Annotated in this window: 16 protein-coding genes and 1 pseudogene; 8 read left to right on the forward strand and 9 right to left on the reverse strand. The window is 36.3% G+C overall.

Annotated elements, in window-relative coordinates:
- Positions 1-124 precede the first annotated feature (124 nt).
- From M3610_RS16945 to M3610_RS16975, 7 genes are all read right to left on the reverse strand, one after another.
- On the reverse strand, positions 125-913 hold the full coding sequence (locus M3610_RS16945; RefSeq protein WP_251460847.1) for a 2-keto-4-pentenoate hydratase: 789 nt from the start codon (positions 911-913) through the stop codon (positions 125-127).
- Positions 914-953: 40 nt separating this feature from the next.
- Positions 954-1,733, reverse strand: coding sequence for a 2-keto-4-pentenoate hydratase (locus M3610_RS16950; RefSeq protein ID WP_098575959.1), 780 nt, complete (start codon positions 1,731-1,733; stop codon positions 954-956).
- 109 nt (positions 1,734-1,842) lie between these two features.
- Complete coding sequence (locus M3610_RS16955; protein WP_098575958.1) at positions 1,843-3,327, reverse strand: aldehyde dehydrogenase; 1,485 nt, start codon at positions 3,325-3,327, stop codon at positions 1,843-1,845.
- Between the two features lie 393 nt (positions 3,328-3,720).
- Positions 3,721-4,530, reverse strand: coding sequence for an ABC transporter permease (locus M3610_RS16960; protein WP_251460849.1), 810 nt, complete (start codon positions 4,528-4,530; stop codon positions 3,721-3,723).
- Complete coding sequence (locus tag M3610_RS16965) at positions 4,530-5,345, reverse strand: ABC transporter ATP-binding protein (RefSeq protein WP_098575956.1); 816 nt, start codon at positions 5,343-5,345, stop codon at positions 4,530-4,532. Before M3610_RS16965 ends, M3610_RS16960 begins: the two co-directional genes overlap by 1 nt.
- 44 nt (positions 5,346-5,389) lie before the next feature.
- Positions 5,390-6,415 (reverse strand): ABC transporter substrate-binding protein, encoded by a 1,026-nt coding sequence (locus tag M3610_RS16970; RefSeq protein ID WP_251460851.1) that lies wholly within the window; start codon positions 6,413-6,415, stop codon positions 5,390-5,392.
- A 416-nt stretch (positions 6,416-6,831) separates the two neighbouring features.
- Complete coding sequence (locus tag M3610_RS16975; protein WP_180230212.1) at positions 6,832-7,584, reverse strand: IclR family transcriptional regulator; 753 nt, start codon at positions 7,582-7,584, stop codon at positions 6,832-6,834.
- Positions 7,585-7,775: 191 nt separating this feature from the next.
- Here M3610_RS16975 and M3610_RS16980 point away from each other — a divergent pair, with 191 nt between their 5' ends.
- Positions 7,776-8,768: an ABC transporter substrate-binding protein gene (locus M3610_RS16980; protein ID WP_098575953.1), complete on the forward strand. Its 993-nt coding sequence runs from the start codon at positions 7,776-7,778 to the stop codon at positions 8,766-8,768.
- A 32-nt stretch (positions 8,769-8,800) separates the two neighbouring features.
- On the opposite strand, the pseudogene M3610_RS16985 reads toward M3610_RS16980, so the two are convergent.
- Positions 8,801-8,931: pseudogene (locus M3610_RS16985) on the reverse strand (IS3 family transposase); the annotation flags it as partial.
- Between the two features lie 479 nt (positions 8,932-9,410).
- Between M3610_RS16985 and M3610_RS16990 the strand changes: the two are divergent.
- Complete coding sequence (locus M3610_RS16990) at positions 9,411-9,851, forward strand: CBO0543 family protein (RefSeq protein ID WP_251460853.1); 441 nt, start codon at positions 9,411-9,413, stop codon at positions 9,849-9,851.
- A gap of 100 nt (positions 9,852-9,951) precedes the next feature.
- Entirely contained in the window at positions 9,952-10,596 is a 645-nt protein-coding gene (locus M3610_RS16995) for a TerC family protein (RefSeq protein WP_251460855.1), read from the forward strand.
- Positions 10,597-10,652: 56 nt separating this feature from the next.
- On the opposite strand, the gene M3610_RS17000 is transcribed toward M3610_RS16995, so the two are convergent.
- Positions 10,653-11,660: a DUF3231 family protein gene (locus M3610_RS17000; RefSeq protein ID WP_251460857.1), complete on the reverse strand. Its 1,008-nt coding sequence runs from the start codon at positions 11,658-11,660 to the stop codon at positions 10,653-10,655.
- 419 nt (positions 11,661-12,079) lie between these two features.
- On the opposite strand from M3610_RS17000, the gene M3610_RS17005 reads away from it, so the two are divergent.
- From M3610_RS17005 to M3610_RS17025, 5 genes are all read left to right on the forward strand, one after another.
- Positions 12,080-13,297 (forward strand): eIF2A family protein, encoded by a 1,218-nt coding sequence (locus tag M3610_RS17005; protein ID WP_251460859.1) that lies wholly within the window; start codon positions 12,080-12,082, stop codon positions 13,295-13,297.
- Between the two features lie 312 nt (positions 13,298-13,609).
- Positions 13,610-14,365 carry a DeoR/GlpR family DNA-binding transcription regulator gene (locus M3610_RS17010; protein WP_251460861.1) on the forward strand — a complete coding sequence of 252 codons (756 nt, stop codon included), beginning with the start codon at positions 13,610-13,612 and terminating at the stop codon, positions 14,363-14,365.
- 127 nt (positions 14,366-14,492) lie between these two features.
- Positions 14,493-15,248, forward strand: coding sequence for a DeoR/GlpR family DNA-binding transcription regulator (locus M3610_RS17015; RefSeq protein ID WP_251460863.1), 756 nt, complete (start codon positions 14,493-14,495; stop codon positions 15,246-15,248).
- Positions 15,249-15,613: 365 nt separating this feature from the next.
- The gene (locus tag M3610_RS17020; RefSeq protein WP_251460865.1) at positions 15,614-16,477 is read left to right on the forward strand and encodes a sugar phosphate isomerase/epimerase family protein; all 864 of its coding nucleotides are present in this window, start codon (positions 15,614-15,616) and stop codon (positions 16,475-16,477) included.
- Between the two features lie 312 nt (positions 16,478-16,789).
- Positions 16,790-17,179 carry a tautomerase family protein gene (locus M3610_RS17025; RefSeq protein ID WP_251460866.1) on the forward strand — a complete coding sequence of 130 codons (390 nt, stop codon included), beginning with the start codon at positions 16,790-16,792 and terminating at the stop codon, positions 17,177-17,179.
- Positions 17,180-17,213 lie beyond the last annotated feature (34 nt).

Here is a 17,213-nt window from a genome sequence, read left to right on the forward strand (position 1 = left end):
CCAAGTATATAAATAGTAATAGAATCTATCAAAATCACAAAAAAACAGATGTTTGAAGAATCGTTCTTCTTGAAACATCTGTTTTTTTATTATACTTTCAAGTATGAAATCAAGATATATTAAATTATTCTGTAACAGTGAAAGTAACTTCCCCGAGACCATCAAATTTAGCAGAAACAAAATCCCCTACGTTTAACAGTACTGCACTTGTTATCGCTCCGGATAAAATGATGTCACCTTTCAAAATTCTTTCACCTTTTCTTGCAAGCACATTGGCTAATACAGCAATTGCATTGGCAGGATGTCCTAAAACGGCTGCACCCGTACCTAGTTCTCTAATTTTTCCATTAATCGATAATGTTGAGCCTACTAATTCCAAGTCAAACTCACTAGGTTTTTTAAGCGTATTTCCAAATACTACTCTGGAAGCAGACGTATTATCGGCAATAACATCTGTATGTGTAAAATTAAAATTTTCATAGCGGCTGTCAATAATTTCAAGTGCAGGTAAAACATACTCTGTTTTTGCCAGTACCTGAGCGCCTGTAATCCCTGGTCCTTCAATATCCTCGCCGATTACAAAAGCAATTTCTGCTTCTACTTTTGGGTGAATTAGTTCAGAATAAGGAAGTGCACCTCCGTTATCAATCAGCATATAATCGAAAATATATCCGTAAATTGGTTCCGAGACACCCATTTGATCCCATTTTGCTTTACTTGTTAATCCCATTTTAGGTCCAACAATTCTCTTGCCCTCATCCAATTTTTTCTGAACAAGTAATTCTTGTGCTTCATAAGCCTCTTCGACTGTTAAATCTGGTTTAATTTTTGAAGTAACTTTTACAACCTCACGTTTATCTACTTCTGCAGCAATTAAGTAATCAGCAATTTGCCTAATAATCTCACTAGCCATTTTTTCCCCTCTTTCGTCACTTTAATTAGTTTATTATTTATTATTTAAAGTTAACACTTACTTGTCCAAGATGAGCAAACCTTGCTGTAAAATTGTCTCCAGGATTTGCAACTACCATGCCAGATAATGCCCCTGACAGGATGACTTCCCCGGCTTTTAGGGTAATATCGTATTCGGCTAAACGGTTGGCAAGCCATGCCACACAAGTTGCAGGATTTCCAAGTGCAGCTGCACCTACACCGGTATTCGCCACTTCACCATTTTGGTATAAAACCATACCAATTAATTCAAGATTAATATCTTCAATTTTTGTAGGCGTGCCTCCTAAAACAAACAATCCAGAAGAAGCATTATCAGCAACCGTGTCCTGCAGTTTAATTTTCCAATCTTGCACCCGACTGTCAACAATTTCCAGGGCGGGAATAACATAATCTGTTGCTTGTAATACATCAAGAGCAGTAACATTTGGACCTTTTAAATCCTTTTTCAAAACAAAGGCGATTTCACCTTCAATTTTTGGCTGGAGCATGTTTTCGCAAAAAATCGTACCTCCATTTTCAACCACCATGCTATCTAATAGATGTCCATAGTCAGGCTCATCAACTCCCAACATTTTTTGAACTGCAACGGAGGTTAGACCGATTTTTTTGCCGACAATTTTTTGTCCTTCATTTAATTTCTTTTTGATATTTTCCAATTGAATATAGTAGGCTTCATCAACCGTAATTTCTGGATCAACTGTTGTTATAGGGTCAATTCCAACGTGTTTCTTTTCAGCTTCTAATAACTGAGCTGCAAACTTTTCAATTTTACTAGTCAATTGAATACATCCTTTCTATTTATTTATGTAGTTAAAGTGTGTAAATGCAGAGAAACATTTAATTATTCCGCTCAAATCAACAATGGCATCTGACACAGCCTAAAAAGAATTATAGTTTAACACAAATATTAGTTAATTCAGTGTAGAATTCCCAGCTGTGAACTCCACCAACACGACCTATTCCACTATCCTTCGTTCCGCCGAATGGAGTTCTTAAATCACGTACAAACCAGCAGTTGATATAAGATAAACCTGATTCGATTTTTTGTGCTACACGGTGGGCACGACGGATATCGTTTGTCCAGATTGTGTTACTTAAGCCCATCCGAGTATCGTTTGCTGCCGCAATCACTTCTTCTTCGGAGTCGAATGGAATAACGGTAACAACTGGTCCAAAGATTTCTTCACGAACACATCGAGAGCTGTCATCTAAACCAGTAATAATAGTCGGTTCAATGAAATATCCCTTATCCAAACCTTCAGGACGCTTACCTCCTGTAACGAAAGTACCGCCTTCTTCTTCAGCGATTTTCAGGTAGCTCATTACTTTATCATAGTGTACCTTAGCAACTAATGCGCCTTGATCGTTGGACAGATCAAATGGATCACCAACTTTTAATTCTCTTGTTTTTGCTGCAAATTTTTCTACGAATTCGTCAAAAATTGGGCGTTCAACATAAATTCTTGAACCGCAAACGCAAACTTCCCCTTGGTTTGTGAAACTTGATCTAACAGTTGTTGCGACTACTTCATCAATATCCACATCTGCAAAGATGATGTTCGGGTTTTTACCTCCTAATTCGAAAGATAGTTTTTTCAATGTTGGGGCAGCTTCCGCCATGATCCGAGCACCTGTACTTACTTGTCCGATAAAGCCAATACCTGCAATGTCAGGGTGTTTGTTGATTGCACTGCCCGCGCCAGGTCCAAAACCGTGAACCAAGTTTACAACTCCATCTGGCACGCCAGCTTCTTTAAGAATTTCCATTAATTTTGTTGCTGTCATTGGAGTTAATTCAGATGGTTTAATAACGACTGTACAGCCTGCAGCTAAAGCTGGAGCTAATTTCCAAGTTAATAAGAATAATGGAAGGTTCCATGGCTGGATTAATCCAACTACTCCGATGGGGCGGCGGTAACCGTAGTTAAGTGCATGATGAACTTCATCCTGGTATGCCTCTGTCCCTACGGAAAGCATATAGTCAGCAAAGAAATGAAAGTTTGCTGCTGCACGAGGAGCATCAACGTGACGTGAGAATTTAAGATGTTTACCAGTATCTAATGATTCTAATTGAGCGATTTCTTCTTGTCTTGCTTCAAGAATATCCCCAACTTTGCGGATAATTTTTGAACGAGCTTGAACACTCATTTTTCCCCATGGTCCTTCTTCAAAAGCACGTTTAGCAGCTTTAACAGCTAAATCAATATCTGCTGCGCTTCCTTCTGCAACTGTACCGTAAACTTCTTCGGTAACAGGGTTCACGTTTTTAAATGTTTTTCCATCTACAGATTCAACAAATTTTCCGTCAATATAATTTAAACAATCAAATGGTTTTACAATAGGTTCTACTACCGTTTTAGTTTCGACTTGCATGGTTAAAAAACCCTCCTTTAAAATGGCAATCTATAATACTTTCTAATATTATTTTATCGACTAATTGTTCCACATACAACTATGCTGTTGCTGTATATGGAACAGTTTTCACTTTTTTTAAAATTTCCCACTATTTTAAATAATATAACAAACACGCAAAAAAGAACCTCGGGATTACATTATTTAAATAGAAGAAACTCGTCAAAAAAGGGAATCTACGGTTGATCAGGACATCATTTATATTAAATCCAAATCAAAAGATAAAACCTAAATAATCCTTTAGTAACTCTTAACTCCATCCAATAATAAGGAGAGGGAAGGGAAAAACTCACCGATTTCGGTGAGTTTTTTCGTTTTTAACCTTAAAACAGCTCAAACTATAATTTTTTCACCCTATAAATTCCGCCAAGGAGCAATTTTCTTTTCAAATATCTTTAAAAGCTCTGTTAATAAAACAGCTACTACCATTAATACCGCCACATAGGCTAAATATTGGGCAGTTTGGAACAGCTCTGATGCATGCCTGATTGCATACCCAATTCCCTTATTACCTGCAAGCATTTCTGCAACAACTACTGCAATTAATGCTCGGCCAAGTGCTAAGCGGATACCAGTAATAATAAATGGGAAAGCTGATGGCAAAATAACCTCTTTAAACATTTGTCCTTTGCTTGCCCCATAGGAGCGGGCAGCCTTAATTAAAGACGGGTCCGTCATTTTGACACCTGACATTGTGTTAATCAAAATTGGGAAAATGGATAAGGCAAACACCATCATAACCTTGGAAAGAGTATCTAAACCGAACCATAACACAAATAATGGTGTCAATGCGATCATTGGTGTTGTATAGAGTGCTGTTACAAAGGGATCAAAAGCTAATTCAAGATTTTTCCAATATCCCATTGCTAATCCGATTGGAATCCCGATTAACGCCATAGCAAATCCAATGCCAACCTCCATCCCGCTGACAGCCAGATGTGTAAAAACCTCTGCAGAGACGAAAAAGACAATGGCTTCGGTGAAAATTTTGCTTGGCCAGCTAAACATAAACGGATCTATGAGATTTAAGCGACCGCATAACTCCCAAATAATTAAAATAATGAGCAGTGTCACAGAAGGATAGAGGACACCTTTAGGTATCTTCCATGTACTCTTTTTCAAAGTAGATGATGAGAGATTTTTAGTAACTCCTACTTCTTGCATTATGCTTCCCCCTTCTTATATTGCCTTCTTACTTCCCCTTTTAGATGATCCCAAATCGACTGCTTATATTCCTGGTATTCGGGTAATACTTTCGTTTCAAGCGTTCTTGGATAAGGGATATCTATTTTAATTTCATCCACTATTTGTCCAGGCCGCACGGACATTAAGATAATTCTGCTGGAGAGAAAAACCGCTTCATCAATCGAGTGTGTGATGAAAATGACCGTTTTCTTCTCATTTAACATAATTTTCAAGACTTCTTCCTGCATGATTTCCCGTGTTTGTTCATCTATCGCAGAGAATGGCTCGTCCATCAGTAAAACCTTTGGCTCTACTGCAAAACCACGGGCGATTCCAACCCTTTGTTTCATTCCTCCGGACAGCTGATGAGGGTATTTATGTTCAAAACCTTCCAAGCCAACCATTTTGATATAATGCAATACTTTATCACGAATCTCCTTGTTTTTCTTTCCTGCCATCCGTAATCCAAAAGCAACATTATCATAGACTGTTTGCCATGGCATTAAGGCAAAATCCTGGAATACCATTGCTCTATTTTCATCAGGTCCATGAACTTCTGATCCATTTATCAAAATAGTACCAGAGGTAGGCTTAAGCAGCCCATCTAATGTGTGAAGAAGCGTACTTTTTCCACATCCGCTCGGTCCTATGATCGAAATAAATTCTCCCTCATGTATTTCTCCGGAAACATCCTTTAATGCATGTACTTGATTCGGCTGACCTTCATTATAAATAACGTTCAGATTATCAAATTTTAAAATAGGGGTCTTTGTTTTTACGAATGTTTTAGTCATGGCGATCACCTCTTTAGATAGATTTTACTTAAGAATGTACTTGTTTAATCTACAATATAAGAATCATCATATAATTGGTCGATTGTTATATCACCTGTTAGCATCCCTGCTTCTTTCGCCGTTTTAACAGCCCATTCAAGCCCTTCAATGTTAGCTTTACCTTTATCTGCTAAAGCAGGCAACACGAAATCAACCGATTTTTCAGCTTCTCCCTGACTCATTTCTAATTTTTCCATTATGATTTGAACCATTTCCTCTTTATTTTCTGGCTTTTTTGCATACTCGGTTGCTTCAGCAATAGCAGCCATAAAGCCTTTTGCTGCTTCCGGATTGTTCTTTAAAAACTCGCCATTGGCAATTAACATGTTGTGATTATACGTTTTCAGGTCATCCCTCATAAGAGATAATTTATGCATTCCGGCAGCTTCTGCTTTTAAATCTGTTGGCTGACTTAGAATGGTTAACTTCGCTTGACCGGTTACTAATGCTTGAAGACGAGTTGAGTTTTCACCGGCTTCTATAATACGGACATCCTTATCAGGTTCCAATCCATTGTGCTGTAACCACCAGCGGAGCTGAATGTCTGTGCCATTTCCTGTCCGATTCGTTGCCACAACTTGTCCTTTAAGATCTTCCGGTTTTTTGATATCTGATGTTGTGTAAATACTATACATGGATTGATCGTCAAATGTCCCAATCAACTTGATATTCGCTCCAGATGCGATGCCATTAATGACTGATTCTGGAAGACTGGAAATAATCTGAAACTCATTTGTCTGAAGTCCTCTAAGCGCAATGACTCCGCCCTGTACCTTTGTAATAGAAACTACAAGATTGTTCTTCTCAAAAAGCTTATTCTTTTCAGCAACGAATACTGGCAGATAGCTAGCATTATAGGAAGGGAATGCCATGCTAATGCTCGTTTTTCCATGTTTACTTGTACCGTCTCCAGCTTTTACATTTGATTGAGTACTCTCCGTTTTTCCACAAGCACTAAGTATCAAAGCTAGTATCAAGAATGGTACGACGAATAGTTTTTGTGAAAATCCATATACTACTTTTTTCATCATTTAGCCCCCCTAGATTTGTTTTATTAGTACAAGAAATAATATTTACAGTTTTATTGAACGATTCCTTCTACCACCTATCTCCTCCTCATCAAGGAAACGCTTTCACTCCGAAAAAAATTCGGAATGTCTTCGTTATCTTTTAAAAAATATTCTAAATATTACAGTAAATATATTCTCATAAAAAAATAAGCGTGTAATTTGCTTTGTTCTCATATATGGAACGAGCTTAAAAAAATTTTCACTATTGTTAACTTGTAAATATTAACAATGAATGTTATTCATCAACTTACTCCACATTTTACTAAAATAAAAATGAAAACCTATAGTTAACTTTATATAAAAAGAAAGAATGATTAGTTAGACTAATCATTTCTCGAAAATTAAGTATGTAATTATTGCTATCAGTCTATTATTAATTAATAGTAGTCCATTCCCATTCGTTCTGTAATCAGGCTGCTGCAATGTCTGAGTTCACGCACGTATTGCTCGATCTGATTTAAATAAAAAAATGATCTAGAACCGGTAATGCTTATCGCGCCTACTACTTTTCCTAAGTCATTTTTTACAGGTACTGCTACAGAGGAGATTCCATTTCTCAACTCTTCCATTGTTAAAGCAAAATCTTTCTTTCTAATTTCGTTTAAATTTTCTCTCAATTCGTTTGCAGAAACAATTGTTTTATCTGTATATTGAGTCAAACCATCTTCAATTACCCTTTCAACTTCTTTGTCATTTTGGTGAGCTAACAGCATTTTACCAATTGCAGTGCAGTGTGTAGGAATCCGGTCACCGATCTTCGATTTCGTTCCATTATCCCCATCGGGACTTCGCTTAACAAGGTATACCACTCCACCATTATCATATACACCAAGCCGTACAACGCGGTTAATAGACTTTGCTAGCTTTTCAAGGATAGTGACTGAAACTCTGCGTAGTTCCATTGAATGATAGACAGTGAAGCCGAGCTCGAATGCAGCGATACCTAATTGATATTTTTGGGTTTCCTGATTTTTTTCGACTAAATTTGATTCATTTAATGTTTTCATAAGCCGGAAAACAGTACTCTTTGCCAGCCCTAATCGAATACTCAATTCAGTTATTCCTAATTCCGTCTCTGTCTTCGAAAATGTCTGTAAAATTCTGATTGCATTATGTACTGAAGACAACATTTTTCGTCCCTCACTTTTTATTTTCATAATATTTTTATTATTATTATTTTAACGACAAATTCCTATTTTTTCAAATGATTTCGCTAAATAGTGTGCCGTATAAAGGGACAGCCTGTTTCCAACACATGCATCCATAAGGCATTATGAAAGATATAATTTTTTATAAAGTAATTGAGAGAGGAAGTTGCTGTATGTCTAAACTATCATTAAGCTTTGCCTGTTGGGATTACGATCGGATCCATGCTCTAACTAATGGTTCTGTTCAAGTAGAAGGAATTGATCTTAATTGGCTGAATATGCCGGTTGAGGAAACCTTTTGGAGAATGATGCGTCACCAAGAATTTGATGTAGCAGAATTATCCTTATCATCTTATTTAGTTGCTAAGGATCGCGGTTATCCTAATTTCACGGCGATTCCCGTTTTTATGTCCCGATTCTTCCGCCATTCCGGCATTTATATCAATAAGAATTCTGGTATAAAAAAACCGGAAGATCTAAAAGGAAAACGAGTTGGGATTCCAGAATATCAGTTAACCGCCTGCCTTTGGATTCGTGGTATACTCCAACATGATTACGGAGTTCATCCAGCCGACATGAATTGGTATATTGGCGGACAAGAAACAGCAGGCCGAATCGAGAAGATTAAGCTTGACCTACCTTGGAATATTAACATCAGGCAAATCGATGATAACCAAACTTTAAATCAAATGCTCGAATCTGGAGAAATAGATGCTTTTATCGCACCACGTGCACCGTCTTGTTTTCTTGAAGGGTCGCCAAATGTTCAGCGTCTTTTTCCTGATTATCCAGCTGTTGAAAAGGAATATTACAAGCGTACCGGGATTTTTCCTATTATGCATGTAGTAGCGATAAAAGATGAAATTTTAGCAGAACATCCATGGGTTGCTCAAAATTTATTCAAGGCTTTTGAGCAGGCAAAACAAAAGGTATATGAGGGTTTCAAGCAAACGGCCGCATTAAAAGTAACACTTCCATGGTTCACTTCCGAATGGGAGAATACGAGAGAACTAATGGGAGAGGATTTCTGGCCATACGGATTAGAAAATAACCGCCAAACCTTAGAAGCGGCTGTAGCCTATTCCTATGAACAGGGAATGATCAAGAACCAATTAAAGATAGAAGATTTGTTTGCCAAATCTACTTTAGAAAAATATACATTATAACAAAAGGTCTTATTATTAGACACAATATTTCGTTAGGCAGCTTGTTGGGCATGAGCTCGGTATTGAACGGGGCTCATGCCTTTTAATTTTGCCTTGATTCGTTGTGATTATAGTATTTTAAATACTTTTCTAGTTCTTGCTTAAAGTGTTCCACACTAATAAAAATTGTTAGATTGAATCATCGGAATAAAAATCATTAATAGTGTCAATTCTTTCAAGGAGTGAATTGTAGCCTGAATCACCTTCTACTTCTGTTCACTCTAACCATACAAATGTACCATCCTCATTTTATTAGCTCATTTTTGTCAATTTCCCTTAAAAGGTTTAAGTCCTAAGAAATGCATATCTATTTCTATGTCAGTAAAAAATACGGAAGAGGTGAGAACAAATGGAAATTGATAAGTTATTTTTAATGAACTTTTTAATTTTAGGTTATGAAAATTCTTTAAAAGGCTAAGTGAATAAAAGACTGTTTAAAAGAAAAAATGTAATAACTATGTTTTAAGGAGATGTAATTGAATGGCATTTGAGGAAGGGCTCGCTTAATCAGAAAAAGCTTACAACCAGCTCACTGAGGTTTGTTCTTTATTTGCTAAAACATTGAAAGAAGATTTTCTCTCAACATGGCAATGGTGGTTTGGAGTGGCCCTATTTATTATTCCATGGATTGTTTGGATTATATTTAGGAAAAAAGATAGCACAGGACGCCTTCTTTTAGCAGGCTTAATGACCATTATATTGTCACTTACAATAGATCTTGCTGCCTTATCTCTAGGGTTGTGGTCTTATCCAATGGTAATCATTCCACTAGCCCCCTTTCTGTTTTTACCTTATCACTTCTCTTTAGCACCAGTTGGGATCATGCTTGCTCTACAAATAAAGCCAAAAATGAATCCCTTGTTAAAAGGAGTCGTATTCGCTGCAATTAGTGCTTTTGGAGGAATGAATTTCTTTGATGCAATCGACTTTTATAACCCTAAAAATTGGTCTACTTTATATGATTTTATTATTTTTTTAACTCTTTACTTTGTCGCTTATTCAGTTACAAAGATGGAGAGCTATACTCAATTAGATAAGAGATAAAATATTCGATTGTGACATTAGGTGTTCTATTCTTTATATCAAATGAATATAATGACAAAGTTAAACTTGTCCAGAGGTGAATATTTTGGAGATTTTTGGTTTGTCATTTGCAGTATTATTGAAAGTTATAGTAATCAATATTGTATTAAGTGGAGATAATGCAGTTGTGATTGCCATGGCGTCACGAAATGTTCCAAAGAAACAGCAAAAGAAAGCAATCTTTTGGGGAACCTTTGGAGCGATTATTTTACGGTTACTATTTGCAGTAGTCATTGTTAACCTGCTTGACGTACCGTTCGTTACCTTTATTGGCGGCCTTCTGCTCGTGTATATTGCCATTAAATTATTAATTGGTGAGGAGGAGGAACATCTGAAAGAGGGCGGGTCAAGTTTATTTTCCGCTGTCAAAACAATTATCATTGCAGATGCTGTCATGTCTCTTGATAATGTCCTAGCTATTGCGGGGGCAGTTGGTGGGAATTTGGGCGGTATTGTGATCGGTGTGATTGTAAGTGTTCCAATTGTTGTCTTTGGAAGCCAGTTAATATTAATAGCAATGGAGAAGTACCCGATTATCTCTTATGCAGGCGCTGGAATCTTATCATGGACTGCAGGAGAAATGATTGTCGAGGAACCCGAATTTGTATCATTTCTCACTCGTGATTTACAGTTATTGATTCCTACTGCAATTACAGTCTTTGTTATTGGTTTTGGGTATTTACTAGCAAGGAAAAGACTAGTATAGAAGTGAAAAGGGCGATGCAAGAATTTGCAACGCTCTTTATTTGAATTGGCAAAATTTCATGAGTTATTTATGATTTGATTTCTGTCTTCTGATTGAGGTGGTTCCTCAAACCATTTATGCTTGATCATAATTTCAATCCCTTCTTGACCATAAAAATAGATATCTTTGGCTAGGAGGGCTAATTTTAAGGAGATATCATTTCTTAATGTAAAAAATGTACCAAAGCTATTTCCTACGATGCAAAATCCATTTAGAAAGGCGATACAATGCATCATTAGTTTGTCCGAAAATGGGGCAATGTTTGACGTTGTTACTGTACCCCCTGAATGGGCCGAAAACTGTATATCATTATCCAAAAGAATGCCTTGGAATATTTTAACTTGTTTTTTTGCAAGTTCTTTCCCTTTTTCAAAATATTTTCTAACTTCTTTGTTCTGCGCGCATTGAGCAAATCCTGTAATAAGCTGCATTCCAATGTTATTAGTCTCTATTCCATGATGAAGTACACCAAGTTCAATGTCGTTTAATGCCCGTTTAGAATTAAATGGGTTAAAGCCGTTCATATATTCTTTACTCTTAATAAATTCTGTTGTTTTTGGCATTGTCACTTTTGGTGGAAGGGCTAAGATTCCTTTTTCCAGTAAATATAGGGTGGCTAACTTATAAATTTTGTGGGTAACAGTCGTAAGTCCTTCATAAATCTTTATCACATCATCGTTATATGCCATATTCATGTTAATGGTGTACATACCCATGCTTACTTCTTTTAATACTCGTAAAAACATCACGTCAAATCCATTGTCAAATAATTTGGGCGCTTCTAAATTCACATCTTCTTTTCTAAAACCAATCGGAATAACGACCCCTTGCTGGCTAAATATTTTCTCAATTTCTATAACATAGTAATTTAACTCCTGCCATAAGCCCCCTAAAATATTCCTGGCTTCCTCGTCATCCGCTTTTTTCATGAAATATTCTAAAATTCTCATAATAAGAGTTTTTTCTTGGTATGTAAGCCAAAGGGTTCCTACCTCTGATGAGCTTATCGGATTTGTTAAAATCAAAAGGATCCCACCTTCTTTAAATATAAATAAATTATTCCCGAGGCAGTGGGTAATCATTCGAAAATCAGTTTTTTTAAACTAAAACGTCTTTTCCTTAATCGACTTGCCAGCGAAAATAAGCGGAGATTTTCCGGTTATATTTAGAATGGAGATTGTTTCGGGGGAAATAAGCGGAGATTTTCCGCTTATGAAAAGAAAGATCTTCCATTTCCACGTTTTTAGAGTACATAGGCGGAATTTCTCCGTCTATTTGAGCCTTTTTTTATGATAATTTAGAATTAAGCGGAATTTCTCCGGTTATTTATCAGATCGGGTTCTTAAAATTGGAAGATATCCTCCAAATTGGACCATTTCACGATTGTTAGTTAAGGAGCATCCCAAGTACCTATCAGGGCACAATATAAACAGGAGGGATACTCTTGGGATTTCGGATTGTATTATTAATAATTTTATTCAGTCTTAATTTTTCGTTGGTTGTCAGTGCAGAAACTCCGCTCACTGCTGCTTTTATCCGTGATCATCAGCTCTGGATCAAAAAGGGAGAACAAGAAATACAAATCACTAAAAATCGATATGTGTATTCTCAGAAATGGTCATATGATGGCAGGTTTATTGGTTTTATTGATGGGGATGAAAAGGGTGAAAAATCTAATCTGTTTATTTATGATACAAAGGAAAGGGAAACCTACCAGCCTTACGTAAGGGTCGAAACATCTGACTTTAAATGGTCTCCAACCAAAAATCAATTAGCCTACAATGATCAAGGCATTTTGAACATTACGAAAACAAAGAATGGCCGTCCGGAAGGTTTTGAAAATGTCTCACTTGGGGTTAGCGGTTTTGAATGGTTTCCGAATGGGAAGGAATTTATCGTTGCCTCACAATCTAAGTTACGTCCAACGGGATGGGGGCCCATTCCGCTTTATCGAATACCACTAGATGCCAATCTCGTGAAAGAAAAAATGAAGCATTTTTATACCATAAAAACAAAAGAACCTGAGCTGTTTGCGATTGATGCTGATTATTTTAAGTGGAGTGCGGACGGGAAGTGGGTTAGCTTTTTAGCAACTCCAACCGCGTCTTGGTCGATGGATAGCAATACTTTATGTGTTTTAACCTCCAAAGGAGAACACTTTCAAGCGGTTGGTAAAATGTTAGGTTTCAAAAACTGGTTCAAGTGGGCTCCATCAGCCAACCAACTAGCCTATATTTCAGGAGAAGGAAGATTTTTTGTTGAAAATAAGAAAACGACGATTGCTGATATGCCAACTTACAAGCAGCAAAAGGAATACACACCTAAAGGTTTTGTAGACCTTGATTTGGAATGGTTCTCACCGGAAAAGGTGATTGTCGCTCGTGCAAAAGAGAACAAGGTGTGGAAAGAAGGGCCCGTTCCAACGATGTTCACCACACTGTATGAGATCAATATTAAAACAAAAGAACAAAAGCAAATCTCATTTCCAAACAATAATGAACTTGATGAAGTACCTCAAGTTGTTGGTACCTATCTTACTTGGGTTCGCAAGCATGGAGTGGGAGCTAAAGGTGATGTCTGGGTGAAGGACGGTTTAAATGGTAAAGAGCATATATGGCTAAAGAGTGTTGATGGAGCGCCAATCTTTTTTACTCCGAATTGAAGGCCATTACAATCCCATCGTTATAGAGCCCGTAGTGAAATATTACAAATTATCCGATCTAATACTTAATAAGTGAACCAAAAGAAATTCCCCTTTTTTATTATGAAGGGGAATTTTTGATTTTTAGGTAGATTAACAAAATAGAAAAATATACCTGAACGATTAAATTCCGATTGGTGGAAGAACAAATTATTAAGTTAATCACTTGAAAAAAACTAATAAAGTATTGGTTAAGTATTGGTTATGTTTGTGTTATATTATATAATAAATGGATATATGGGTATTATTAAGCCAGAACTAGGGTGAACTAAAATGATGAAAGAGAAGCGTATCAAAAAAATTCAGGAATATGTTATTGAGCATCAATCAGTGTCATTAGATGAACTGATTACAGTTTTTGAGGTATCTAAAAATACCATTAGACGAGATATTCAAGAATTAGTTGACCGTGGAGAACTGAAGAAAGTTTATGGCGGGGTTACTACCGTGCGTAAAAGACTTGAATCCTTTCAGGATAGAAAGATACGTAACAAAGGGCAAAAAGAATCAATTGTGAAAAGAGCCTCAAGTTATGTGGAAGATGGCGATATTATTTTCATTGATTCAGGAACCACGACAATCGGATTGTTTGAATTTTTAAAGGAAAGACAGCTGACCATATTTACGAATAGTATTGATTTTATTCTTCGTGCCATTCCACTTGAACATTTGAATGTCATCTCAATCGGAGGAATGCTTGATCCTAAAACCAATTCGTTTAGTAACCCACGAAGTTTGGACTTACTAAAAGATTACAATATTAAGAAAGCGTTTATGGCATCTACTGGTATATCATTAGCAAACGGTGTAACGAATGCATCCCCTCTAGAAAGTGAATTGAAAAAGACAATTGTTGACAGAAGTTCCGAGGTTTACTTATTGGTAGACCATGACAAGTTTGATAAATATGGATTAATGACCTATTGCAGTTTAGCTGAGATCGATTATCTAGTAACCGATAAGCTCCCAAGTAATTCCTATCAGGAATACGCTAGGAATAATGGCATACAACTAATCATAGCCAATTAAAAGACCCAATAAATGACTTTACATTTTTTAAAAATATAACCAAGGTTTTGGTTAGTTGTTGGTAATATATATGTTATAATTGTAAACGATAACAATTTATGATGCAGAAAACTAGGGTGAAACGGATATGATTAAAGAGAAACGTTTAAAAAAGATTCAAGAATATGTTAATGAGCACCAATCAGCGTCATTAGACGAATTAGTTACAGTTTTTAATGTATCTAAAAATACGATCAGACGCGATGTCCAAGAATTGGTGGACCGCGGGGAACTTAAAAAAGTTTATGGCGGGGTATCCGTCGTTCAAAGTAAGCTCGAATCTTTCCAAGTAAGACAAGTGCGTAACCAGGATCGGAAAGAATTAATTGCAAAAAAGGCAGCAAGTTATGTGGAAGATGGGGATTTTATTTTTATTGATTCAGGCACGACTACAATTGAAATGCTTGTATATTTAAAGGACAAACAAGTGACCGTTTTTACAAATAACATTGATTTTATAGTTGATTCACTTCCATATGAAAAAATAAATGTTATCACAATCGGTGGTATGCTTGAACGTAAAACCAAATCATTTGTAAACCCGCGAAATATGGATTTGCTAAAAGATTATAATATTAAGAAAGCCTTTATGGCTTCCACTGGGATTTCCTTAACAAATGGTGTAACCAACGCATCCCCCCTAGAAAGTGAATTGAAAAAGATCGTTGTGAATAGAAGTGCAGAGGTCTATTTATTGGTAGACCACGATAAATTTGATAAATATGGTTTAATGACCTATTGCGGTTTTGATGAAATTGACTATATTGTTACCGACGCGCTTCCGAATGAAACCTATCAAGAATATGCTAAGAAAAATGGCATACAACTTGTTATGGCAGACTAGTGGAATCTTTCAAAATCCCCTTCAATTGTGGCTAACGCCACGAAAGAAGGGGATTTTTTGTAAATATTAATGGTTCTCACATATTCTCATAAAAAAATAATAAAAAAATATTGATTGTAGGTACGTTTCGTATTAATATGTACTTATAGATAACCAAAAGTTACCCAACATATAATAAAAACTTTGGGTATGTGAAGGTTGTCAATCATGAGATCGCTTTGGGATTTATATTTTGCTAAAAAATATTTTGGAATGGGTAGAGAATTACATTACATATTAAGAGTAATAAAGAGTATTTACTTTTTAATAGTAATACAAAACATAATTGACATGTTGTTGCTTACAAAAGAAAGGGGAAAATGAGAATGCGTTTAGCTTACGATCCGTCACACTATCGTGACAACACCAATTTAAAAGATACTATCGATGCAGTTGCCAGATTAGGGTATGAATGGGTGGAGTTATCTCCGCGTAAAGATTTTATTTGGTTTAATCAATATCCAAAGGTTGATAAGCAGCTGATAAAAGATTTGAAAAGATATTGTTCAGATGCCGGCGTTCAAATCTCTTCCGTGCTTCCTGTTCAACAATGGTCTTCGCCAAACGAAGAAGTACGCCAGGCTGCAGTAAGGAATTGGAAACGTTGTATTGAAATCACTTCTGAATTAGGAGTTGATTTAATGAACAGCGAATTTGCCGGCGACAAAAGCCGTCCAGTTGAAAGTGAAGCTGCTTTTGTAAAATCAATGGACGAGCTAATGCCGATCTTTGAACAAGAAGGTATTAAACTAAATTTACAATCTCATCCCCATGATTTTATTGAGTTGAACACGGAAGCAATTCAAATGATTCGTGCACTTGATAAGGATTGGATTAAGTTGGTATATTCAGTAGCACATGCTTTCTTTTATGATGATGGTATTGGTGATGTTGCCAAACACTTAGATGAAGCAGGAGATTTACTCGCACATGTCCTAATTGCTGATACGCTTAATCATAAAGCGGCATTTGGATTACGTTATATCATTAATCCGCCTGATGCAAACGTAACCATCCATCAACATTTGAATCCTGGTCAAGGGGAAGTAAACTTTGATGCCTTATATCGGAAATTAAGAGAAATGAAATTTGATGGAATTGTAACAAATTCAGTATTCGCGTTTCCTGATAAACCAGAGTGGTCCAATGAGGTAACGTTGAAATCCATTAGAGAAGGATTATATATTTAATCGTGCGCAAGTAGCGTTTTAGAATATACTAGAAACTCTAGTCTGGGTCGAAAAATCTCATAAAACAAAAGCCTTTCCTCAGTGTTTGATGAGGAAAGGCTTTTTTAGATTCTATCTCTTTTAGCAAATTCCTAAAGCTAGTCAATGAATTCTCGTAGTTCCAAAAACTTTTCTTCCAAATGGCTGAATAAGTATTGACGACAGCCTGAATTAACACTATGATATAATCATAACTTAACCAAAATATACTCAATATTTGATAGTGAGTTGATAAGTTGGTTGAAATCCTACTTTTAATAGGGGGAGAGAAATATGCCGTTAATTCGCTTTGATTTAATACAGGGCCGGGATGATAAAGCTTTAAAACAATTATTAGATGCTTCCCACCGAGCCGTTGTAAAGGCTTTTGGCGTACCTGAAAGAGATCGTTACCAAATAATAAACCAACATCCTGTCAATGAATTAATCATTGAAGATACTGGATTAGGATTCGAGAGGAGCCATGATTTAGTCATTGTGAGTGTAACAAGTACCCAAAGAAGTGATCAGCAAAAGAAATCCTTTTATAAACTCTTGGTACAAGAGCTTGGTGTAAGCTGTGGAATTGCCCCAAATGATATTATGGTTTCTATTGTTACTAATGGTGCATCTGACTGGAGCTTTGGATTTGGAGAAGCACAGTTTTTAACTGGTAAATTGTAAGGAGCCTAGGCCGAAATTATGTTAATTCGATACT

This window comes from Neobacillus sp. MER 74, assembly GCF_023714155.1.